Consider the following 17,702-nt stretch of genomic DNA (forward strand, 5'->3'; position numbering starts at 1 on the left):
AAGAAGAAAAGTTTCCTATAGGAAACATCAGCGGCACACAAAAGCTGAGGCCGGAGCCTTGCCCCATTGCTATCGGTCGACAACCGAAAGCAAGTTGTCAAACAGACTTTGAGAAGCAGCCGCCTTTACCCAAGACAAAGAAGTCGCCCGCCCTCTGTTGACGGCGGGCATTTTCCTGTCGCGCGCCGTCGCTACATAAGCTAAAGACAGCGCAAAACGCGCCAGGGACTTTCCGCTCATGACCATTTCAAACACCATCCCGATCACGCCGGAACTCATCGCACGCCATGGCCTGAAGCCTGACGAGTACCAGCGTATTCTGGATCTGATCGGCCGCGAACCGAGCTTCACCGAGCTCGGCATCTTCTCGGCCATGTGGAACGAGCACTGCTCCTACAAATCCTCGAAGAAATGGTTGCGCACGCTGCCGACCAAGGGGCCGCGTGTCATCCAGGGCCCGGGTGAAAATGCCGGCGTGGTCGACATCGATGACGGCGATTGCGTCGTCTTCAAGATGGAGAGCCACAACCACCCCTCCTATATCGAACCTTATCAGGGCGCTGCGACCGGCGTCGGCGGCATCCTGCGTGACGTCTTCACCATGGGTGCGCGCCCGATCGCCGCGATGAACGCGCTGCGCTTCGGCGAGCCGGATCATCCGAAGACCCGCCATCTCGTTTCCGGCGTCGTTTCCGGCGTCGGCGGCTACGGCAATTCTTTCGGCGTACCGACGGTCGGCGGTGAGGTCGAGTTCGACGCCCGCTACAACGGCAATATCCTGGTCAATGCCTTTGCCGCCGGCATCGCCAAATCCAACGCCATCTTCCTGTCCGAAGCCAAGGGCGTCGGTCTTCCGGTCGTCTATCTCGGCGCCAAGACCGGCCGCGACGGCGTCGGCGGCGCGACGATGGCATCGGCCGAATTCGACGAATCGATTGAAGAGAAGCGCCCGACCGTACAGGTCGGCGACCCCTTCACCGAGAAATGCCTGCTGGAAGCCTGCCTCGAGCTGATGCAGACCGGGGCGGTCATCGCCATCCAGGACATGGGTGCAGCCGGCCTTACCTGCTCCGCCGTCGAAATGGGCGCCAAGGGTGATCTCGGCATCCTGCTCGAGCTCGACAAGGTGCCGGTGCGCGAAGAGAGAATGACGGCCTACGAGATGATGCTGTCTGAAAGCCAGGAGCGCATGCTCATGGTGCTGCAGCCGCAGAAGGAACAGGAAGCCAAGGCGATCTTCGTCAAGTGGGGCCTCGATTTCGCTATCGTCGGTAAGACGACCGACGACCTGCGCTTCCGCGTCATGCATCAGGGCGAGGAAGTCGCCAACCTGCCGATCAAGGATCTCGGCGACCAGGCGCCGGAATATGACCGCCCCTGGCGCGAATCCGGCAAGCATGGCCCCCTGCCCGCCAATCTCGTCGCCGCACCCGAGGATTACGGCCAGGCGCTGCTGCAACTCGTCGGCTCCGCCAACCAGTCGAGCCGCCGCTGGGTCTATGAGCAATACGACACGCTGATCCAGGGCAATTCGCTGCAGCTGCCGGGCGGCGATGCCGGCGTCGTGCGTGTCGACGGCCATCCCTCCAAGGCGCTCGCCTTCTCTTCCGACGTTACTCCGCGTTATGTCGAGGCAGACCCCTTCGAAGGCGGCAAGCAGGCGGTCGCCGAATGCTGGCGCAACATCACCGCGACAGGCGCCGAGCCGCTCGCCGCCACCGACAATTTGAACTTTGGCAATCCCGAAAAGCCCGAGATCATGGGCCAGTTCGTTCAGGCGGTGAAGGGTATCGGCGAGGCCTGCCGCGCGCTCGATTTCCCGATCGTCTCCGGCAACGTTTCGCTCTACAACGAGACCAACGGTGTCGCCATACTGCCGACCCCGACGATCGCAGGCGTCGGCCTGCTGCCGGATTGGCGCAAGATGGCCCGCATCGGCAGCGCCAACGATGGCGATAAGGTCATCATGATCGGCGTCGACGGCAGCCATCTCGGCCAGTCCGTCTATCTCCGCGACGTGCTTTCCAGCCGCGAAGGTCCGGCACCGGAGGTGGATCTGTTTGCCGAGCGCCGCAACGGCGATTTCGTTCGCTCCGTCATCCGCAACGGCCAGGCAACCGCCTGCCACGACATTTCCTCCGGTGGCCTTGCCGTGGCGCTCGCCGAAATGGCGATGGCCTCAGGCAAAGGCCTGACGATCGATCTGAGCGAAGGCAAGGGTGAACCGCATGCGCTGCTCTTCGGCGAGGATCAGGCGCGCTACGTCCTGACCTTGCCTGCCGATGTCGCCGATTTCGTCTGCGTCAATGCAGAAGGTGGCGGCGTTCCCTTCCGCCGTCTCGGCACGGTCGGAGGAACGGCGCTCGTCGTTGGCGATCTCATCTTGCTGCCGATTCAGCAATTGCGCGATGCCCATGAATCATGGTTCCCTGATTTCATGGAAGGCCGCGGCGAACTTGCCGCTGCGGAATGATGCGCAAGGAGTAACGATCATGGCCATGAAACCCGGCGATATCGAAGACATGATCAAGGCTGGGATTCCCGGTGCCAAAGTGACTATCCGCGATCTGGCGGGCGACGGCGATCACTACGCCGCCGAAGTCGTCGCCGAAGCCTTTCGCGGCAAGAGCCGTGTGCAGCAGCACCAAATGGTCTACGAGGCGCTGAAGGGCAATATGGGCGGCGTACTGCACGCTCTGGCCCTCCAGACCTCCGCGCCGGAATAGAGCCAGACGCAATCCGGATGACGATGCCCGGCCCTCAGCCGGGCATTCTCTTTTCGTCGGGATCGGCAAAGACCGAGGCCGGCATCGGTCCCGCGGTCATCAGCGTGAAATCAAACGATGCCTTGAGGTCCGGCCCAAGCACATATTGCCGGTGGACACGCAGCTGGTCCTTGCGGATCTTGCGGTAGTGTTCGCGCGTCAGCATCTGCTTGACGCGGATCAGGATCATTTTCGCGTGAGGTGCATCCGGATGGCCGGAGACGGCAACGACCGGCACCTTGTAGAAATTGATCGAATCCGTCAGGCACTGCACGTCGAGCCAGGAAATCTCGGGACAGCGGGCGATCAGCCCGACGCGGGCGCGAAGCAGCGTGGCCGATGACATGAGCGCACATTGCAGGATGGCGCTACCGAGTGTGGCAAACACCACGCGCTTGCCTTTGAATATCTCCGGCTCTCTTTCCAGCAATATGCCGATGACATGGGCGGCGACGCTCGATCCCATACTGTGCGAGGAGATCACATATTCGTCCGCCTCTTCCTCAAGCGCCTTGCGCACCGCAATGGCCTGGTCTTCCAGCCAGCCGTTGAAATCGGCTTGGTCCATGCGGCCGAGCGCCACGGCCATTTTCCAATCGGCAAAGAGATGCAGCGTATGGAAGCGTTCGGAAAACGGCAGGAAGGCGAAGATGAAGAAACAGAGCGCCAGCGGCCCGCTCCAGAGCATGTGCCATGGCGAAAAGCTAAGAGCATAGGGCAAGATGGCGATCTGCGCCGTCAGCGCGATCGCCAGCGCCGTCAGCAGGAACGGGAAGAGGAAGAACAGGCCGAAGCGCCAGGCGTGGTGGAAATATCCCCGCATCCCGCCTTCAAGCATGATCTCGGCGCAGCTTCGGAAGCCTGCAATGATCTGGCTCAGCGTGTTGCCGGCACGCAGCTTGCGCACCAGTGTGTCGTGATCGACCATGTGAATCCGGCTCTTCGTCTGCCAGCCGGGGAAACCGGTCTCTGATTCGGGCTCCGCCAACGCCCCAGCCGTCATCACCTCGAAACTGACCGGATCGCTCCCCTCGTCTGCTGCCCCCGTCTCGACCGAATAGCCCCAGACGGCGGCACTCTGCCTGGCCGAGCGCTCGTAGCGTGCCCTGTGGGCAACGCCGTCGAGCGGCTCGAAGCCCGTGAAATGCAGGACGACCCGCTTCTCGATCAGTTTCATTCCACTCTTCCGGCCGGGCGAATAGCCGGCATATTGCTGCGCCACTGATATCAGCAAAAAAGCAGCTATGGTCTCGAAGCCGTCTTGCTAACCGAACTCTTCCGGAATTCAATAGCAGCCATGTCGTTTCCATCACGAACGGAGGGGTTTTGTGGCCGACCTAGTCAAAGAATTGATATCAGGCGTCGTCGACAGCGTGCTGAAGGAGATCCTGAAGAAGACCACCGGCCGCGTCACGACGAAGCGCAAAAGACATAAGACACGCCCCGCCGCGACAACGAAGGTTGCGCGCAAGACGACCTCGGCCAAGTCCAAGCCCGCTCGCAAACAGGTCAGCAAGCGCCGCACCGCCGCCGGCCGCAGCCGCCAGCGACGCAGCTAAGGCACGATCAAAAGTGAGCGGTTTCGGACGAATTCTGCGGCGCTATTGAGGGCCTGAACCGATGATGCGCATTGTGAAAATCATTCTCGCGGCAGTCGTCGCGATCTGTCTCATCGCCGTTGCCGGCGTCTATGCCCTGTCGGAGATGCGTCTCTCCAGGACCTATGATGTCGCAGCGACCGATTTCACCGTCAAGACGACGCTGTCTGCGGAAGAATCCGAACGCCGCGCCCGCACGCTGATGTGCGGCGGCTGCCATCACGACGCCGGTTATGTGCTGCTCGATGAGCCGGGCGTCGGCCGGATCGTCGCGCCGAACATGACCCGCTTCGTGCCGATGTACAGCGACGCCGAACTCGTTCGCCTCATCCGCCATGGCGTCAAGAAGGACGGCACCGGTGCCGTCATCATGCCGGCGAGCAACTTCGCCAATATCAGCGACGACGACATGGCGGCAATCATCACCTGGCTGCGCAGTCTGAAGCAACTGCCCGACGCCGTCGAGGGAACGACACAGTGGGGGCCGCTCGGACGCATCGGCCTGGCGCTCGACAAGATCCCTTTCGAAGCCGATCTGGTACCGGCTGTCATCACCCCTGCCGCCACTCGCCCGGCCGATATCGGCGAATATACCTTCAAGACGGGTTGCGGCCATTGCCACAATCTCGATACGGCAAAACAGTCGGAAGCCTTCCTGGCGCCGGCGCTTAAGCCGCTGGCGCAATCCTATTCGGCTGCCGATTTCAAGACGCTGCTGCGCACCGGCAAGGGTGTCGGCGGCCGCGATCTCGGCGTGATGACGGAGGTTTCCCAATGGGACTTCAGCCATTTCACCGATGTGGAAATCGAACAGATTCAGATCTATCTCGCCCGTCGACCGTAACGCGACGGCAACAACCCGGCAGCGGCCTGCCCGAACTGGTCTTTTTTTGGTTCGGGCGGCTGGAATTCCTGCTGTCGCATGCTATCTAAAGGCAACGATTGAAACGGTGGGCCTTTAACCCGCCTGTTGAAAGGATTAGGTCCCATGAGCGGCATTCACGAATTCATCGGCAACGAAATCAAGAGCAACGACGTCGTCCTCTTCATGAAGGGCACGCCGCAGTTTCCGCAGTGCGGTTTCTCCGGCCAGGTCGTGCAGATTCTCGATTACATCGGCGTCGATTACAAGAGCGTCAACGTGCTCGCCGATTCGGAAATCCGCCAGGGCATCAAGGAATATTCCAACTGGCCGACGATCCCACAGCTCTACGTAAAGGGCGAGTTCGTCGGCGGCTGTGACATCGTCCGGGAAATGTTCCAGGCTGGTGAACTGCAGCAGCATCTCCAGGAAAATGGCATCGCCGTGCGCGCCGCCTCCTGACCGGTCACCGGACGTCCGCCCGGTTTCCAAATCTGTTTCTTGAGTTCGAGGCGCTGCGGCTAGCAGCGCCTTGACCTGTTTATGGGAATTTCATTGTGACAGATTCTTCACAAGCCGTGTCCGCGGGCCGCCTGCCCATGGGCAAGCGAGAATTCATCGCGCTCGCCGCCTTCCTGATGGCCATCAATTCGCTGGCGATCGACATCATGCTCCCGGCCTTGCAGCAGATCGGCGCGAGCCTCGGCGTCGAGAGCGGGAACCACCGGCAATTCGTCGTCTCCTCCTATCTGCTCGGCTTCGGCTGCGCCCAGCTTTTCTACGGACCGCTTTCCGACCGCTTCGGCCGCCGCACGCCGCTGTTGTTCGGCCTCGTCGTCTATATCGTTTCGGCCATCGGCATCGTCTTCGTTCCCTCCTTCGCCGGTCTGTTGGTGCTGCGTTTCGTCCAGGGCATCGGCTCGGCGGCCACCCGCGTCATTACCATCTCCATCGTCCGCGATATCTATGGTGGACGGCAGATGGCCGAGGTCATGTCGCTGATCATGATGGTCTTCATGATCGTGCCGGTGATTGCGCCCGGCACCGGCCAGATCGTCATGTTCTTCGGCAACTGGCACCTGATCTTCCTGTTCATCGCCACCATGGCGACCGCTATCGCCGTCTGGGCCTATCTGCGCCTGCCGGAAACCCTGCATCCCGCCAATGTCAGGCCCTTCACCGCCCGCTCGATCTTCGGCGCCTTCAAGCTGGTCCTGACCAATCGCGTCGCGCTCTGCTACACCATCGCCAGCACCTTCATCTTCGGCGCGCTGTTCGGCTTCATCAATTCGGCCCAGCAGGTCTATGTCGGCATCTACGATCTTGGCGTCTATTTCCCCTTCGCCTTCGCCGGCGTGGCGATCTTCATGTCGCTGTCGTCCTTCTTCAATTCGCGCTTCGTCGGCAAGCTCGGCATGCGCCGCCTGTCGCACGGCTCGCTCATCGGCTTCATCGCCATCAACACCATCTGGCTGATTGTCCAGCTGGCCAGCACCGAGCCGATGCCCTTCGCTCTGTTCATCTCCTTCTTCGGCCTTTCCATGTTCCAGTTCGGTTGGATCGGCTCGAACTTCAATTCGCTCGCCATGGAGCCGCTCGGCCACGTCGCCGGCACCGCCTCCTCGGTCCTCGGCTTCATGAGCACGGTCGGCGGCGCCATTATCGGCGCCGGCATCGGCCAGGCCTTCGACGGCACTGCGCTGCCGATGGTCGCCGGTTATTTCACCGTGTCGATCATCGGGCTCGTCTTCGTGCTGATCGCCGAAAAGGGCCGCCTCTTCCAATCGCAGAACCCAGCCGTCTGAACGGCGGGCCTCATTCGCATCCGGGATTTCACCACATGACGCCGCCGCATAAACCGCACCAGGAAAACCAGGGCTCCCGCCGCATCGGCATGGGCTTTGGCGAATTCGTCGTCACCATCGCCATCATGACCGCCAGCGTCGCTATGGCGATCGACAGCATGCTACCGGCATTGCCCAATATCGGCCATTCCCTCGGCGTCACCAATACCAACGACGCGCAGCTGATCATCGGCGTGTTCTTCTTAGGCTTCGGCGTCTCGCAGATCTTCTTCGGCAGCCTTTCGGATACGTTCGGCCGCCGCAACATCCTGCTCGGCGGCTTGGCCTGCTATATTGTCGGAATGTTTGCCGCCGCAGCGACCGGCAGCTTCGAAATGCTGCTCGTCATGCGTTTTGTCCAGGGTATTGGCGGTGCGGCCGTGCGTATCACCACCATGGCCATGGTGCGCGACTGCTTCGGTGGCCGCGAAATGGCCCGAGTCATGTCCTATGTGATGATCGTCTTCATGATCGTGCCGATCGTTGCCCCATCCGTCGGCCAACTCATTATCCTCTATGCCAACTGGCACTGGATCTTCATCCTGCTCGGCATCATCGCCACCATTCTGTTCGTCTGGGCTCTCCTGCGGCTGAAGGAATCGCTGCCGCCGGAAGAGCGGCTGCCGCTGTCGGTCGCCTCTGTCGTGGATGGCTTCAAGACCGTGCTCACCAACCGCATCACCTGCGGCTACATGATCGGCCTCACCATGTTCACCGGCGTCATCAGCGCCTATGTGATCTCGGTGCAGCAGGTCTTCGGCGAGGTCTACGGCCTTGGCGACTGGCTGCCGATCGCTTTTGCGGCCACCGCTGGCGGCATCGCCGTCGCCAATTTCGCCAACGGCTTCTTCGTCCGCAAATTCGGCATGCGCCGCATCTCGCACGCCGCCCTGCTGATTTTCACGGCGCTATCGGCTGTCGGCTTTTTTTATTCGCTGGCCGGCAAGCCCGATTTCGCCATTGCCTACGGCATCTTCACCATCGTGCTGATGATGTTTGCCCTGATCGCCACCAATTTCACCGCCATCTGCCTCGAGCCAATGGGTAATCTCGCCGGCACGGCGACCGCCATCACCGGCTTCGTTTCGACGACGGCCGGCGCCATCCTCGGCGGCCTGGTCGGCCAGATGTTCAACGGCACGGTGCAGCCGCTCTTCGGCGGCTTCGCGCTCTTCGGCGCGGTGACGATCGCAGCCACCCTTTGGGCCGAAAACGGCAAGCTCTTCACCCATCCAGGCGACAGCCCGCAGCTCGATCCGGGTGCGGCGCATTTCTGAAATGGGATCAATGCTGGACCCGGCGGGTTTAGTTTGTTGACAAACGTTCTTCACTCGACGTCATCCTCGGCCTTGTGCCGAGGATCTGCTGCATATCAACAAATTGCAGATGCTCGGGACAAGCCCGAGCATGACGAAAGAGGAGTTAGACAACCGTCTCAGCAGTCTGAAGCTCACCGGAACGGCGGGTTCAGACCGTAAAAACCTCACGCCGCAACACCTCCCACGAGGCCTTGTCGGGCGCAATCAGCAGCCCGCCATCGAGATGATGCGGCAGGTAGGGCGAGCCGTCGAAGCGCGCCGCATAGGCGCCCGCCTCCTGCGAGATCAGCGTACCGGCAAGGTGATCCCAGGGCATCAGCTTGTTGTACATGAGGTAATGCACATGGCCGCCGGCAAAGGTGCGGTATTCGTGGGCGGCGCAGCGGTAATTGGTGAGGAAGCGCACCTTGGCGAGATTGGCGAGCACTTCGGCCCGCTTCTCCTGCGGCAGGTAGCCTGTCGAGGCCATGCCGACCATATGCTCCAGTCCCACGGGAGCTGCGACCGACAGCCGCTCGGCGCCGCCATCCGGCCGCCGCAGCCAGGCGCCGCCGCCTTTTTCGGCCATCACCCAGTCGTCGCCCATCGGATCGTAGATAATGCCGGCAACTGTCTCGCCGCCGGAGATGACGGATGCCATGACGCCGAAGGCCGGGATGCCGGAGGCGAAATTGAACGTGCCGTCGACCGGATCGACGACGATCGCGAGATCGGCATGCTCGAGCCTGCCGAGCAAATCATGATCGGCCGCGACCGATTCTTCGCCGAGGAACAGCGCACCCGGCCAGAGTTGCGCAGATTCCGCCTTGATCATGCGCTCGGCCTGCTCATCGGCTTCGGTGACGAGATCGGTCGCCTCGCTCTTGGCGCGTACGTCGGCCTGGCTGAGCCGGCGAAAGCGCGGCAGGATCTCCGCCTTTGCCGCGCGGCGCAGCAAATCGGCAAGAAGGGTCGCGTCGACAATCGAAGTCATGTCAAATCCTCACGCTTGGGTCTCTCAGAAGAACCTTGAATCAGATGCCGACGATCTCGCGCCGGATGAGCTGCCAGCTCTCCTTGTCGGGCGCGGAGATGATACCGCCCACGGTCTCGCCGGGGCGATAGGGCGTGCCGTCGAATTTCGCCGTATGGCCGCCGGCCTCCTGATGCGCGAGCACCCCGGCCAGGTGATCCCAAGGCATCAGCTTCGCATGGCCGATGAAATGCAGCTTGCCGGAGGCGACCATCCAATATTCGTAGGCCGAGCAGTTGAAGGCGAAGGTCATCCGGATCTTCGCCATGTTGGCGCAGATACGCGCGCGATCCGGTTCGTCCATGTGGCTCCATGACAGGCCACCGACCATCTGGTTCAGGCTAGCAGGCTCAGCGACTTTCAGCTTTGTCGACTGCCCGTCCCGACGCGTCAGAAAGGCGCCTGCCCCCCTGATCGCGGTCACCGTGTCACCGAGAACAGGATCGTGAATGATGCCGGCGACCGTCTCGCCCCGGACGGTCACCGCCAACATGGTCCCGAAGACAGGAAGCCCGGCGGCGAAATTGAACGTCCCGTCGACAGGGTCGATGACGAAGGCGAGCTCGGCATCGGCAAGTGCCGGCACGACAGACCGGTCGGCGTCATAAGCCTCCTCGCCGACGACGAGTGCTGCGGGAAAGCGCTCTCTCAGCGCCGCGGTGATCCGGTGTTCGGCAAGCAGATCCGCTTGCGTCACCAGATCGATTGCCGAAGTCTTCTCCGAAACATCGGCAGCGCCGAGATTGCGGAAACGCGGCATGATCTCGGCTTGCGCCGCCTCTCTGACGCAATCGCCGAGAAAGAGAATATCCTGATCTGAAATAGTCATGCGAAATCCTGCCTCATTCAATAGCCTGCCTGCATAGCTGGCCTTTCATGAAGGATCGGTGACACCAAGGGTGGAAAAGTCGAAGAGTTTCGGATCGAGCAGATGCGACGGGTTCACATGCGAAAGCGCCCGCAGCATCGTATCCTTGCGGCCCGGCATCCGCCGCTCGATATCGGCAAGCATATCCTTCATCGCATTGCGCTGCAGCCCGTCCTGCGAGCCGCAGAGATCGCAGGGGATGATCGGAAACTGCATAGCGACGGCAAACTTCGCGAGGTCGTCCTCAGCGGCATAGGCGAGCGGACGGAGCACCATCAGATCGCCCTCGTCGTTCAGAAGCTTCGCCGGCATCGAGGCGAGCCGGCCGCCATGGAAGAAATTCATGAAGAAGGTTTCGAGAATGTCCTCGCGGTGATGGCCGAGCACCAGCGCATCGCAACCCTCTTCCCGCGCGACACGGTAGAGATTGCCGCGCCGCAGCCGCGAACAGAGCGAACAATAGGTGGCGCCTTCAGGCACCTTCTCCTTCACGATCGAATAGGTGTCGCGATACTCGATCCGGTGGCGGACGCCGATCTTGTTAAGATAATCCGGCAGAACGTGTTTCGGAAAGTTCGGCTGGCCCTGGTCAAGATTGCAGGCGATGAGCTCGACCGGCAGCAAGCCGCGCCATTTGAGATCGAGCAGCAGCGCCAACAGCCCATAAGAGTCCTTGCCACCGGAAAGGCCGACCAGCCAGCGCTTCTGGCCCTTCAGCATGTCGAAATCGTCGAAGGCCTGGCGCACCTGCCGCAGCAGCCGCTTGCGCAGCTTGTTGAAGGAGACCGAGCGCGGTGCATCGGCAAACAGCGCATGGCCGCTGGTGTCGGCTTCGCCGGTTTCCAAATCATCGGCGATGTTGGCTGCGATATTCATTGCTTCGTCCTACAGAAATTCCACATTTGCTCTAGCAGAAAGCTGCCTGGCAACACAGCATCAATCGCCGAAAACCGACCAGCCGGTGCGGGCTGCGAGCATTTCCAGCGCCGCGGCGCCGAGCTGCGAATTGCCGACCTTGTTCAGCCCCGGCGACCACACCGCGATCGAGGCAATGCCCGGCGCCACCGCAAAAATGCCGCCGCCGACGCCGCTCTTACCGGGCAGGCCGACATGATAGGCGAAGTCACCCGAGCCATCGTAATGGCCGCAGGTCAGCATCAGCGCATTGATGCGACGCGCCCGCTTCGGCGAGACCACCGAATGGCCGGTCGTCGGATTGCTGCCGCGCGCCGCCAGGAACAGCCCGGCGCGGGCGAGCTGCTCGCAGCTCATCGACAGCGCGCATTGATGGAAATAGACGCCGAGCACGTGGTCGACCGGATGGTCGAGATTGCGGTAGGCGCGCATGAAGTTGGCAAGCGCGAAATTGCGGTATCCCGTCTGCGTTTCCGAGCGCGCCACCTTGTCGTCGATGGTGATCGACTCGTCATCGGCGAGATAACGCACGAAGCGCAGCAGCTCGCCGATTGCCTCGCGCGGCGCATGGCCGGCCATGACGACGTCGCTGACGGCGATCGCGCCGGCATTGATGAAGGGGTTGCGGGGGATGCCGCTCTCATGCTCCAACTGGACGATCGAGTTGAAAGCCGATCCCGAGGGTTCGCGCCCGACCCGCTTCCACAGCCCCTCGCCGACCTTGCCGAGCGCCAGCGTCAGCATGAAGACCTTCGATATGCTCTGAATCGAGAAGGCGGTATCGGCATTGCCGACGCGATAGACTTTGCCGTCGACGGTGACGATCGCCATGCCGAACTGCTTCGGGTCGACCTTGGCGAGCTCCGGAATATAGTCCGCCACCTTGCCCTCGCCGATCCGCGGCTGGATATCGGCGTAGATGCTATCGAGGGTCGCCTGCAAATCTGCCATTGCTTCTCTCCAGATCGCAAAAAAGCCGCTCGAAAGAGCGGCTTTCCGTATATCGACGCATGCTGTTGTCTCGCAATCGGTTTCGACTGCGAGACGAATGCATTAACGCGAGTAGAATTCGACGACCAGATGCGGTTCCATGACGACCGGGAACGGAACGTCGCTGAGCGTCGGAACGCGGCCGAAGGTTGCGACCATCTTGCTGTGATCGACTTCGATGTAATCAGGAACGTCGCGCTCTGCGAGGCTGACGGCTTCCAGAACGATCACCAGCTGCTTCGACTTTTCGCGAACTTCGATGACATCGCCGGCCTTGCAACGGTAGGAACCGATGTTGACGCGCACACCGTTGACCGAGACGTGGCCATGGTTGACGAACTGGCGGGCAGCAAAGACCGTCGGAACGAACTTGGCGCGATAGACGATTGCGTCGAGGCGCGATTCCAGCAGGCCGATCAGATTTTCAGAAGTGTCGCCCTTGCGGCGGTCGGCTTCGGCGAAGATCGCGCGGAACTGCTTTTCGCGCAGGTCACCGTAGTAGCCCTTGAGCTTCTGCTTGGCGCGCAGCTGCACACCGAAGTCCGAAAGCTTGCCCTTGCGGCGCTGGCCGTGCTGGCCCGGGCCGTATTCGCGGCGGTTTACCGGGGACTTCGGACGGCCCCAGATGTTTTCGCCCATACGGCGGTCAATTTTGTACTTGGACGATTCGCGCTTGCTCATCGTATTTCCTTTCAAAGGTTTATGACGGCTTGTTGCCAAACCGCACGAAGGAAACACGCCCTCCTCTGGTCTTTTCCGAGACCTGACAGGATGTTCCGGTTAGCGAACAGGAACGATCCACGGGACATGTCAAATGAAACACCGGGCATTGCTGCCCGGTGCTTGCGGCGGTCTTTAGAGGGCCGTCATGAAATTGTCAACAGCGGCAAAGCTCGAAAGCACCACTATTCCGCCGCCAGCCGTGGGTCCCCGCCAGCATCAGGTGCGTTGGCGTCGCCCGGCGCCGTCTGGCAGTCCATATCAGGGAAAGCGACGATACGCTTGCCGGAAAAATCGGCGTGCACGACGATGATGCCCTGCTCCTCGAAATAGCCGAGCAGGCGCCGCGCACGGCGGGCGGAATGGGTGCCATAGGCACGGGCGATGCGGGCGTCCGACGGGCACGGCTCGCCGCAGACGGCGGCCTTGGCGAGCATCAGGAAGACGCCCTGCAGGTCGTCGGTGACACCTGAAGACAGCGACAGCGCCGTCGCCCAGGCATCGGTTGCGGCCGTTGCCGCATCGACGCCAGAGCGCGAGATCGCCACGCGCCGGCGGAAATCCGGCAGCGCGATCGGCGGTCCCGGCACGCGACGCATGCGCAGCCTTACCAGAAAGTCCTGGTAGAGCACCGAATCGGTGCGGAAGGCGGATGCCGGATCGTCCAGTATCTCGGCCAGCACACCTGCAAGGCGCTCCTCCCGCTCCTCGGCGGAGACTTCCACCTGGCTCGCCCTCGCCTCCGCAGGTACGGCCGATGCAGCCGGCGTTGAGCGCGAGAGTTCGGCCAGAATATCGGTCGTCGGCCGTGGCGCCGGCGGGGCGCGGCGCACCAGCGGGCGTTGGAATTCCTCCGGATCGGGCGTGAAGATCAGGTCTTCGACATCCTGCGGCGCATCCGGCAGCGGCATCAGTTTCGGGCTGGAGGAGCGCGCCGAGGTCTCCACCGCGCCGATCTGGATCGGCAGCGGCCGGCGCGACAGCGCGGGTCCGAGAGCGACGAAATTGCCGCGCTTCAGGTCGCGGAACATCTCGGCCTGGCGCCGGTCCATACCGAGCAGGTCGGCGGCGCGCGCCATGTCGATATCGAGGAAGGTGCGGCCCATCAGGAAGTTCGAGGCCTCAGCCGCAACGTTCTTGGCGAGCTTGGCAAGCCGCTGCGTCGCGATCACGCCGGCAAGGCCGCGCTTGCGGCCGCGGCACATCAGATTGGTCATCGCGCCGAGCGACATCTTGCGCGCATCTTCCGAGACATCGCCACCGACCGACGGCGCAAACATCTGCGCCTCGTCGACCACGACGAGAACCGGATACCAGTATTCGCGATCGGCATCGAACATGCCGTTGAGGAAGGCGGCGGCGGCGCGCATCTGGTCTTCGAGATCGAGGCCTTCGAGCGTCAGCACGCAGGAAACGCGATGCTGACGGATGCGGTTGGCAATGCCCGCCAACTCCGCCTCTGTGCGCTCACCGTCGACGACGACGTGGCCGAACCTGTCGCTGAGCGTGACGAAATCACCCTCGGGATCGATGATGACCTGCTGCACCCATTGCGCCGATTGCTCGAGCAGACGGCGCAGAAGATGCGATTTTCCGGAGCCGGAATTGCCCTGCACGAGCAGACGTGTCGCCAGCAGCTCCTCGATATCGAGCGTCGCCGGAGCGCCGGACGCCAATCCCATATCGATGCCAACCTGCACGTCCAATTCCCCTTACAAATTCCCGGCCCGTCTCTAGATCAGGATGATTTTAGGCCCGATCGGCCTAAAACCTGTTTCCTGATCTACATCAAAGAAATAGAGCATGATGTCGTCCGAAAACCGCGTACACTTTTCGGCATCATGCTCTAGCAGATTCGCAGGCACCGTTGTCGTCAAACCTTTAAGAACCCACAGGAAAGCCAGCCCTGGGAAATAAGGCTTCACACCGCCTCGCGCTCGACGAGGTCGCCCGCCATGTCCTTCTGCGTCGGAATCAGCAAACGTGTGCAGAGCAGGCTGACGAAAAGCGGCGCCAGCAAGACCGCAAGCCCCGCGCGCAAGCCCAGGAGTTCGCCGAGAAAGCCGATGATCGGCGGCCCGATGAGAAAACCGGTCAGGGCTGCGAAGGAAAGCGTCGCAACGCTTGAAGCGGGCGGGCGATCAGTCAGCGAAGCGACGGCCGTCACCGCAAGCGGAAACCCGACCGAGACGCCGACACCGACTGCGGCAAAGCCGAGTAGCGCAAGCGGCGTCGCCGGTGCAAGGAGAACGACGAGCATACCGGCAAGCGAGGCGATGCCGCAGCCACGGGCAATGGCAACCGCGCCGAAACGGCCTTTCATGTAATCACCGCTGAAGCGCCCCGCCGCAACCATGAAAGCGAAAACCGAATAACCGAGGCCGGTTTGTGCGCCTTCTGCATTCATGACATCGCGGAGGTAGACCGCCGACCAATCGGCGATCGCACCTTCGGTCATCGTCACGCCGAAGACGAAGGCGCAAATCCCGAGCAGAGCAAGACTGGGCAGCTTGAAGCCGGTCATTGCCTGCGAATTCTCCGCATGGTGACTTTCCGGCAATTTCGGCAGGCGCAGGCTGGCAATCAGCGCAGCCGGCAGGATAACGATCGCCGTGATCAGGATCGACCAGTGCGGCGAAAGCCCGAGGGCTATGGCACCAACGCCGATCAGGCTGCCGGCCATGATACCGAAACTCCAGAAGCCGTGGCAGCGGCTCATGATGATCAGCCCCGTCGCCTTCTCCGTCACATCGGCCTCGACATTCATGCCGAGTTCCACCGTCGAAAGCGCAACCCCAACGACAATCAAGGCGAAGAATAGAAGCATGACGCTGGGGGCGAAGGCTGGAAGCGAAACCACGGCAAGAAAGAAGATGAAACCATAGATGATCGCCATGCGCCCGCCGATGCGCGAGACGAGGCGGCCGGCAAACGGCAGGGTGATCAGCGTGCCGATCGGCAACCCCAGAAGTGCGACGGCGAGATCGGCGGTGCCGAGTTCAAGCTTCGCCTGGATATCAGGAATGCGCGGCAACCAGGCGCCAAAGGCTATCGGCTGCAGAAAGAAGATCAGCATGACAAGTCTTTGCAGCGGCACGGCGCATCCCTTTATGTATCGAGCGGCAAACACCCGCCCGCGATTCCCCACAGAGATGTTGCGCGATGACATCGGTGAAATAAAGCGCGCAGTGCCTTATCGCATGCTGAGACCGAAACCCTGCATCAGCCGGCGCGTCGCAAAGTCGGGATTGCCGGATGTAAAAACGGCAAAGTCGAAATTATCGGGGTGAACGGCATCGGCGATCTGCGGAACGAGTGTGCGCGCCCGCCGGGCAATGGCTTCTGCCGGATCCAGCCAGTCCACCGGCCAAGGCGCCAGTCTGCGGAATAGATTGGCCATGAAGGGATAATGCGTGCAGGCGAGCACGACGATATCGGTCTTGCGGCCTTCCTTCTCGACGAAACATTGGTCGATCTCGGTCAGCACCGCCTCATCGGAAACCGCGTCGCCCCGGATATAGGCCTCCGCCATGCGCGCCAAGTTTTCCGAGCCGACGAGCCGCACATGACATTGCTGCGCAAAGGACTGGATGAGATCGCGCGTATAGGCGCGCTTGACCGTGCCCGGCGTCGCGAGCACCGAGACCAGGCCGGAGCGCGTGCGCTCCGCCGCCGGTTTGATCGCCGGCACGGTGCCGACGAAGGTCATCTGAGGAAAGGCGGCGCGGAGATCGGCACCAACAAGCGTGAAGGCGGTGTTGCAGGCGATGATGCAGACTTCGGGATCGTGCTCCTCGAGCAGCCGGCCGAAAAGCCCGATCACCCGCTCCTTCAGCGCCTGTTCCTCCCAGCCGCCATAGGGAAAGCCGGCATCGTCGGCCACATAGATGAAGCCGCGTTCCGGCATCAGCACGCGCACCTCGCGCAGCACGGTCAGCCCGCCGATGCCGGAATCGAAGACGAGGACGGGTTTCAGCTCATGCGTCGGCGCTGTCATCGGGCGGTGTTTCCTTGGCCGCTGTCGGGAACCGGCCGCCGCGCGGGCTCTTGCGCGAGAAGCGGTCGAGGGAGGAGATGACGCCGCGCAGCACGCTGATTTCCTGCTCCGTGAAGGCCCGGCGGGAGAGTACGGCACGGAGATTGTCGACCATTTTTGGCTTTTTCCCGGCAGGGTGGAAATAACCACGCGCATCGAGCGCCTCCTCCAGCTGGTCGAACAGGCCGAACAGCTGGTCCTTGGTCGAGGGCGTCTGCCCCATTGCCTGGAAGGGCACCGCGCCGAGATCCTCCATGCCTGATTTCATCCACTCATAGGACATCAGCAGCACTGCCTGGGCGATGTTCAGCGAAGCAAAGGCCGGATTGACGGGGAAAGTGACGATCTCGTCTGCAAGCGCCACCTCCTCGTTGGTCAGCCCCCAGCGCTCGCGCCCAAAGAGGATTCCGGTTCCCTCGCCGGCACGAAACCTCGCCCGGAGCGTCTCGGCGGCAATGACCGGCGAACGCACCGGTTTGTAGCCGTCGCGCTCGCGCGCCGTCGTCGCATAGACGAAATTGAGGTCGGCGACCGCCTGTTCCAGCGTATCGTAGACCTTGGTCGCCTCGATGACGTGATCGGCCTTGGAGGCGGTCGCCAGGGCTTTCTCGTTCGGCCAGCCGTCGCGCGGATTGACGAGGCGCAGTTCAGCAAGGCCGAAATTCGCCATGGCGCGCGCCACCATGCCGATATTCTCGCCCATCTGCGGCTCGACCAGAATGATGGCCGGCCCTTCGGCCAGAAGTTGACGCTCGCTGTTCGTGCCTGCCATC

General features: G+C 62.0%; 17 protein-coding genes. 7 read left to right on the forward strand and 10 right to left on the reverse strand.

From position 1 onward, the window contains the following. The first annotated feature begins 238 nt into the window (after positions 1-238). Positions 239-2,473, forward strand: coding sequence for a phosphoribosylformylglycinamidine synthase subunit PurL (gene purL / locus AC25BC_RS10695; RefSeq protein ID WP_012757634.1), 2,235 nt, complete (start codon positions 239-241; stop codon positions 2,471-2,473). Positions 2,474-2,492: 19 nt separating this feature from the next. Beyond that, positions 2,493-2,726 (forward strand): BolA/IbaG family iron-sulfur metabolism protein, encoded by a 234-nt coding sequence (locus AC25BC_RS10700; protein ID WP_003540079.1) that lies wholly within the window; start codon positions 2,493-2,495, stop codon positions 2,724-2,726. A gap of 34 nt (positions 2,727-2,760) precedes the next feature. Here the strand turns inward: AC25BC_RS10700 and AC25BC_RS10705 are convergent, their stop codons facing one another. Continuing rightward, positions 2,761-3,942 (reverse strand): hypothetical protein, encoded by a 1,182-nt coding sequence (locus AC25BC_RS10705; RefSeq protein ID WP_012757635.1) that lies wholly within the window; start codon positions 3,940-3,942, stop codon positions 2,761-2,763. 151 nt (positions 3,943-4,093) lie between these two features. Between AC25BC_RS10705 and AC25BC_RS10710 the strand changes: the two genes are divergently transcribed. The 5 genes from AC25BC_RS10710 (at position 4,094) to AC25BC_RS10730 (ending at position 8,346) form a co-directional block, all read left to right on the forward strand. Further along, the gene (locus AC25BC_RS10710) at positions 4,094-4,324 is read left to right on the forward strand and encodes a hypothetical protein (RefSeq protein WP_012757636.1); all 231 of its coding nucleotides are present in this window, start codon (positions 4,094-4,096) and stop codon (positions 4,322-4,324) included. A gap of 61 nt (positions 4,325-4,385) precedes the next feature. After that, the gene (locus AC25BC_RS10715; RefSeq protein WP_012757637.1) at positions 4,386-5,207 is read left to right on the forward strand and encodes a c-type cytochrome; all 822 of its coding nucleotides are present in this window, start codon (positions 4,386-4,388) and stop codon (positions 5,205-5,207) included. 144 nt (positions 5,208-5,351) lie between these two features. Next, positions 5,352-5,687, forward strand: a complete 336-nt coding sequence (grxD, locus tag AC25BC_RS10720) for a Grx4 family monothiol glutaredoxin (protein WP_012757638.1) — start codon at positions 5,352-5,354, stop codon at positions 5,685-5,687. Positions 5,688-5,824: 137 nt separating this feature from the next. Then, entirely contained in the window at positions 5,825-7,030 is a 1,206-nt protein-coding gene (locus AC25BC_RS10725; RefSeq protein WP_128439327.1) for a multidrug effflux MFS transporter, read from the forward strand. Positions 7,031-7,065: 35 nt separating this feature from the next. Continuing rightward, positions 7,066-8,346, forward strand: coding sequence for a multidrug effflux MFS transporter (locus AC25BC_RS10730; protein WP_012757640.1), 1,281 nt, complete (start codon positions 7,066-7,068; stop codon positions 8,344-8,346). Between the two features lie 190 nt (positions 8,347-8,536). Here the strand turns inward: AC25BC_RS10730 and AC25BC_RS10735 are convergent, their stop codons facing one another. The 9 genes from AC25BC_RS10735 to AC25BC_RS10775 form a co-directional block, all read right to left on the reverse strand. After that, positions 8,537-9,361: an inositol monophosphatase family protein gene (locus AC25BC_RS10735; RefSeq protein ID WP_012757641.1), complete on the reverse strand. Its 825-nt coding sequence runs from the start codon at positions 9,359-9,361 to the stop codon at positions 8,537-8,539. A 40-nt stretch (positions 9,362-9,401) separates the two neighbouring features. Continuing rightward, the gene (locus AC25BC_RS10740) at positions 9,402-10,229 is read right to left on the reverse strand and encodes an inositol monophosphatase family protein (RefSeq protein ID WP_012757642.1); all 828 of its coding nucleotides are present in this window, start codon (positions 10,227-10,229) and stop codon (positions 9,402-9,404) included. A 45-nt stretch (positions 10,230-10,274) separates the two neighbouring features. Further along, a complete protein-coding gene (gene ttcA / locus AC25BC_RS10745) occupies positions 10,275-11,144 on the reverse strand; it encodes a tRNA 2-thiocytidine(32) synthetase TtcA (protein WP_012757643.1) in 870 nt (289 codons plus the stop codon). A 60-nt stretch (positions 11,145-11,204) separates the two neighbouring features. Next, on the reverse strand, positions 11,205-12,134 hold the full coding sequence (locus AC25BC_RS10750; RefSeq protein WP_012757644.1) for a glutaminase: 930 nt from the start codon (positions 12,132-12,134) through the stop codon (positions 11,205-11,207). 102 nt (positions 12,135-12,236) lie between these two features. Next, the gene (rpsD, locus tag AC25BC_RS10755) at positions 12,237-12,854 is read right to left on the reverse strand and encodes a 30S ribosomal protein S4 (protein ID WP_012757645.1); all 618 of its coding nucleotides are present in this window, start codon (positions 12,852-12,854) and stop codon (positions 12,237-12,239) included. A 224-nt stretch (positions 12,855-13,078) separates the two neighbouring features. Further along, positions 13,079-14,593, reverse strand: a complete 1,515-nt coding sequence (locus tag AC25BC_RS10760) for a helicase HerA domain-containing protein (RefSeq protein ID WP_012757646.1) — start codon at positions 14,591-14,593, stop codon at positions 13,079-13,081. Positions 14,594-14,814: 221 nt separating this feature from the next. Then, positions 14,815-16,062, reverse strand: a complete 1,248-nt coding sequence (locus AC25BC_RS10765; RefSeq protein WP_171815686.1) for an MFS transporter — start codon at positions 16,060-16,062, stop codon at positions 14,815-14,817. A 24-nt stretch (positions 16,063-16,086) separates the two neighbouring features. Then, a complete protein-coding gene (gene murI / locus AC25BC_RS10770; RefSeq protein ID WP_012757649.1) occupies positions 16,087-16,890 on the reverse strand; it encodes a glutamate racemase in 804 nt (267 codons plus the stop codon). Next, complete coding sequence (locus AC25BC_RS10775; protein WP_012757650.1) at positions 16,871-17,701, reverse strand: RNA methyltransferase; 831 nt, start codon at positions 17,699-17,701, stop codon at positions 16,871-16,873. Before AC25BC_RS10775 ends, murI begins: the two co-directional genes overlap by 20 nt. Position 17,702: the final 1 nt, after the last annotated feature.

It is taken from the genome of Rhizobium sp. WSM409, assembly GCF_057653825.1.

What these genes read in the sequence shown, in the direction of transcription:
- purL (WP_012757634.1), top strand. Translation starts at nt 239, where the DNA reads ATGACCATTTCAAACACCATCCCGATCACGCCGGAACTCATCGCACGC.
- AC25BC_RS10700 (WP_003540079.1), top strand. Translation starts at nt 2,493, where the DNA reads ATGGCCATGAAACCCGGCGATATCGAAGACATGATCAAGGCTGGGATT.
- AC25BC_RS10705 (WP_012757635.1), bottom strand. Translation starts at nt 3,942, where the DNA reads ATGAAACTGATCGAGAAGCGGGTCGTCCTGCATTTCACGGGCTTCGAG.
- AC25BC_RS10715 (WP_012757637.1), top strand. Translation starts at nt 4,386, where the DNA reads ATGATGCGCATTGTGAAAATCATTCTCGCGGCAGTCGTCGCGATCTGT.
- grxD (WP_012757638.1), top strand. Translation starts at nt 5,352, where the DNA reads ATGAGCGGCATTCACGAATTCATCGGCAACGAAATCAAGAGCAACGAC.
- AC25BC_RS10725 (WP_128439327.1), top strand. Translation starts at nt 5,825, where the DNA reads ATGGGCAAGCGAGAATTCATCGCGCTCGCCGCCTTCCTGATGGCCATC.
- AC25BC_RS10730 (WP_012757640.1), top strand. Translation starts at nt 7,066, where the DNA reads ATGACGCCGCCGCATAAACCGCACCAGGAAAACCAGGGCTCCCGCCGC.
- AC25BC_RS10735 (WP_012757641.1), bottom strand. Translation starts at nt 9,361, where the DNA reads ATGACTTCGATTGTCGACGCGACCCTTCTTGCCGATTTGCTGCGCCGC.
- AC25BC_RS10740 (WP_012757642.1), bottom strand. Translation starts at nt 10,229, where the DNA reads ATGACTATTTCAGATCAGGATATTCTCTTTCTCGGCGATTGCGTCAGA.
- ttcA (WP_012757643.1), bottom strand. Translation starts at nt 11,144, where the DNA reads ATGAATATCGCAGCCAACATCGCCGATGATTTGGAAACCGGCGAAGCC.
- AC25BC_RS10750 (WP_012757644.1), bottom strand. Translation starts at nt 12,134, where the DNA reads ATGGCAGATTTGCAGGCGACCCTCGATAGCATCTACGCCGATATCCAG.
- rpsD (WP_012757645.1), bottom strand. Translation starts at nt 12,854, where the DNA reads ATGAGCAAGCGCGAATCGTCCAAGTACAAAATTGACCGCCGTATGGGC.
- AC25BC_RS10765 (WP_171815686.1), bottom strand. Translation starts at nt 16,062, where the DNA reads ATGTCATCGCGCAACATCTCTGTGGGGAATCGCGGGCGGGTGTTTGCC.
- murI (WP_012757649.1), bottom strand. Translation starts at nt 16,890, where the DNA reads ATGACAGCGCCGACGCATGAGCTGAAACCCGTCCTCGTCTTCGATTCC.
- AC25BC_RS10775 (WP_012757650.1), bottom strand. Translation starts at nt 17,701, where the DNA reads ATGGCAGGCACGAACAGCGAGCGTCAACTTCTGGCCGAAGGGCCGGCC.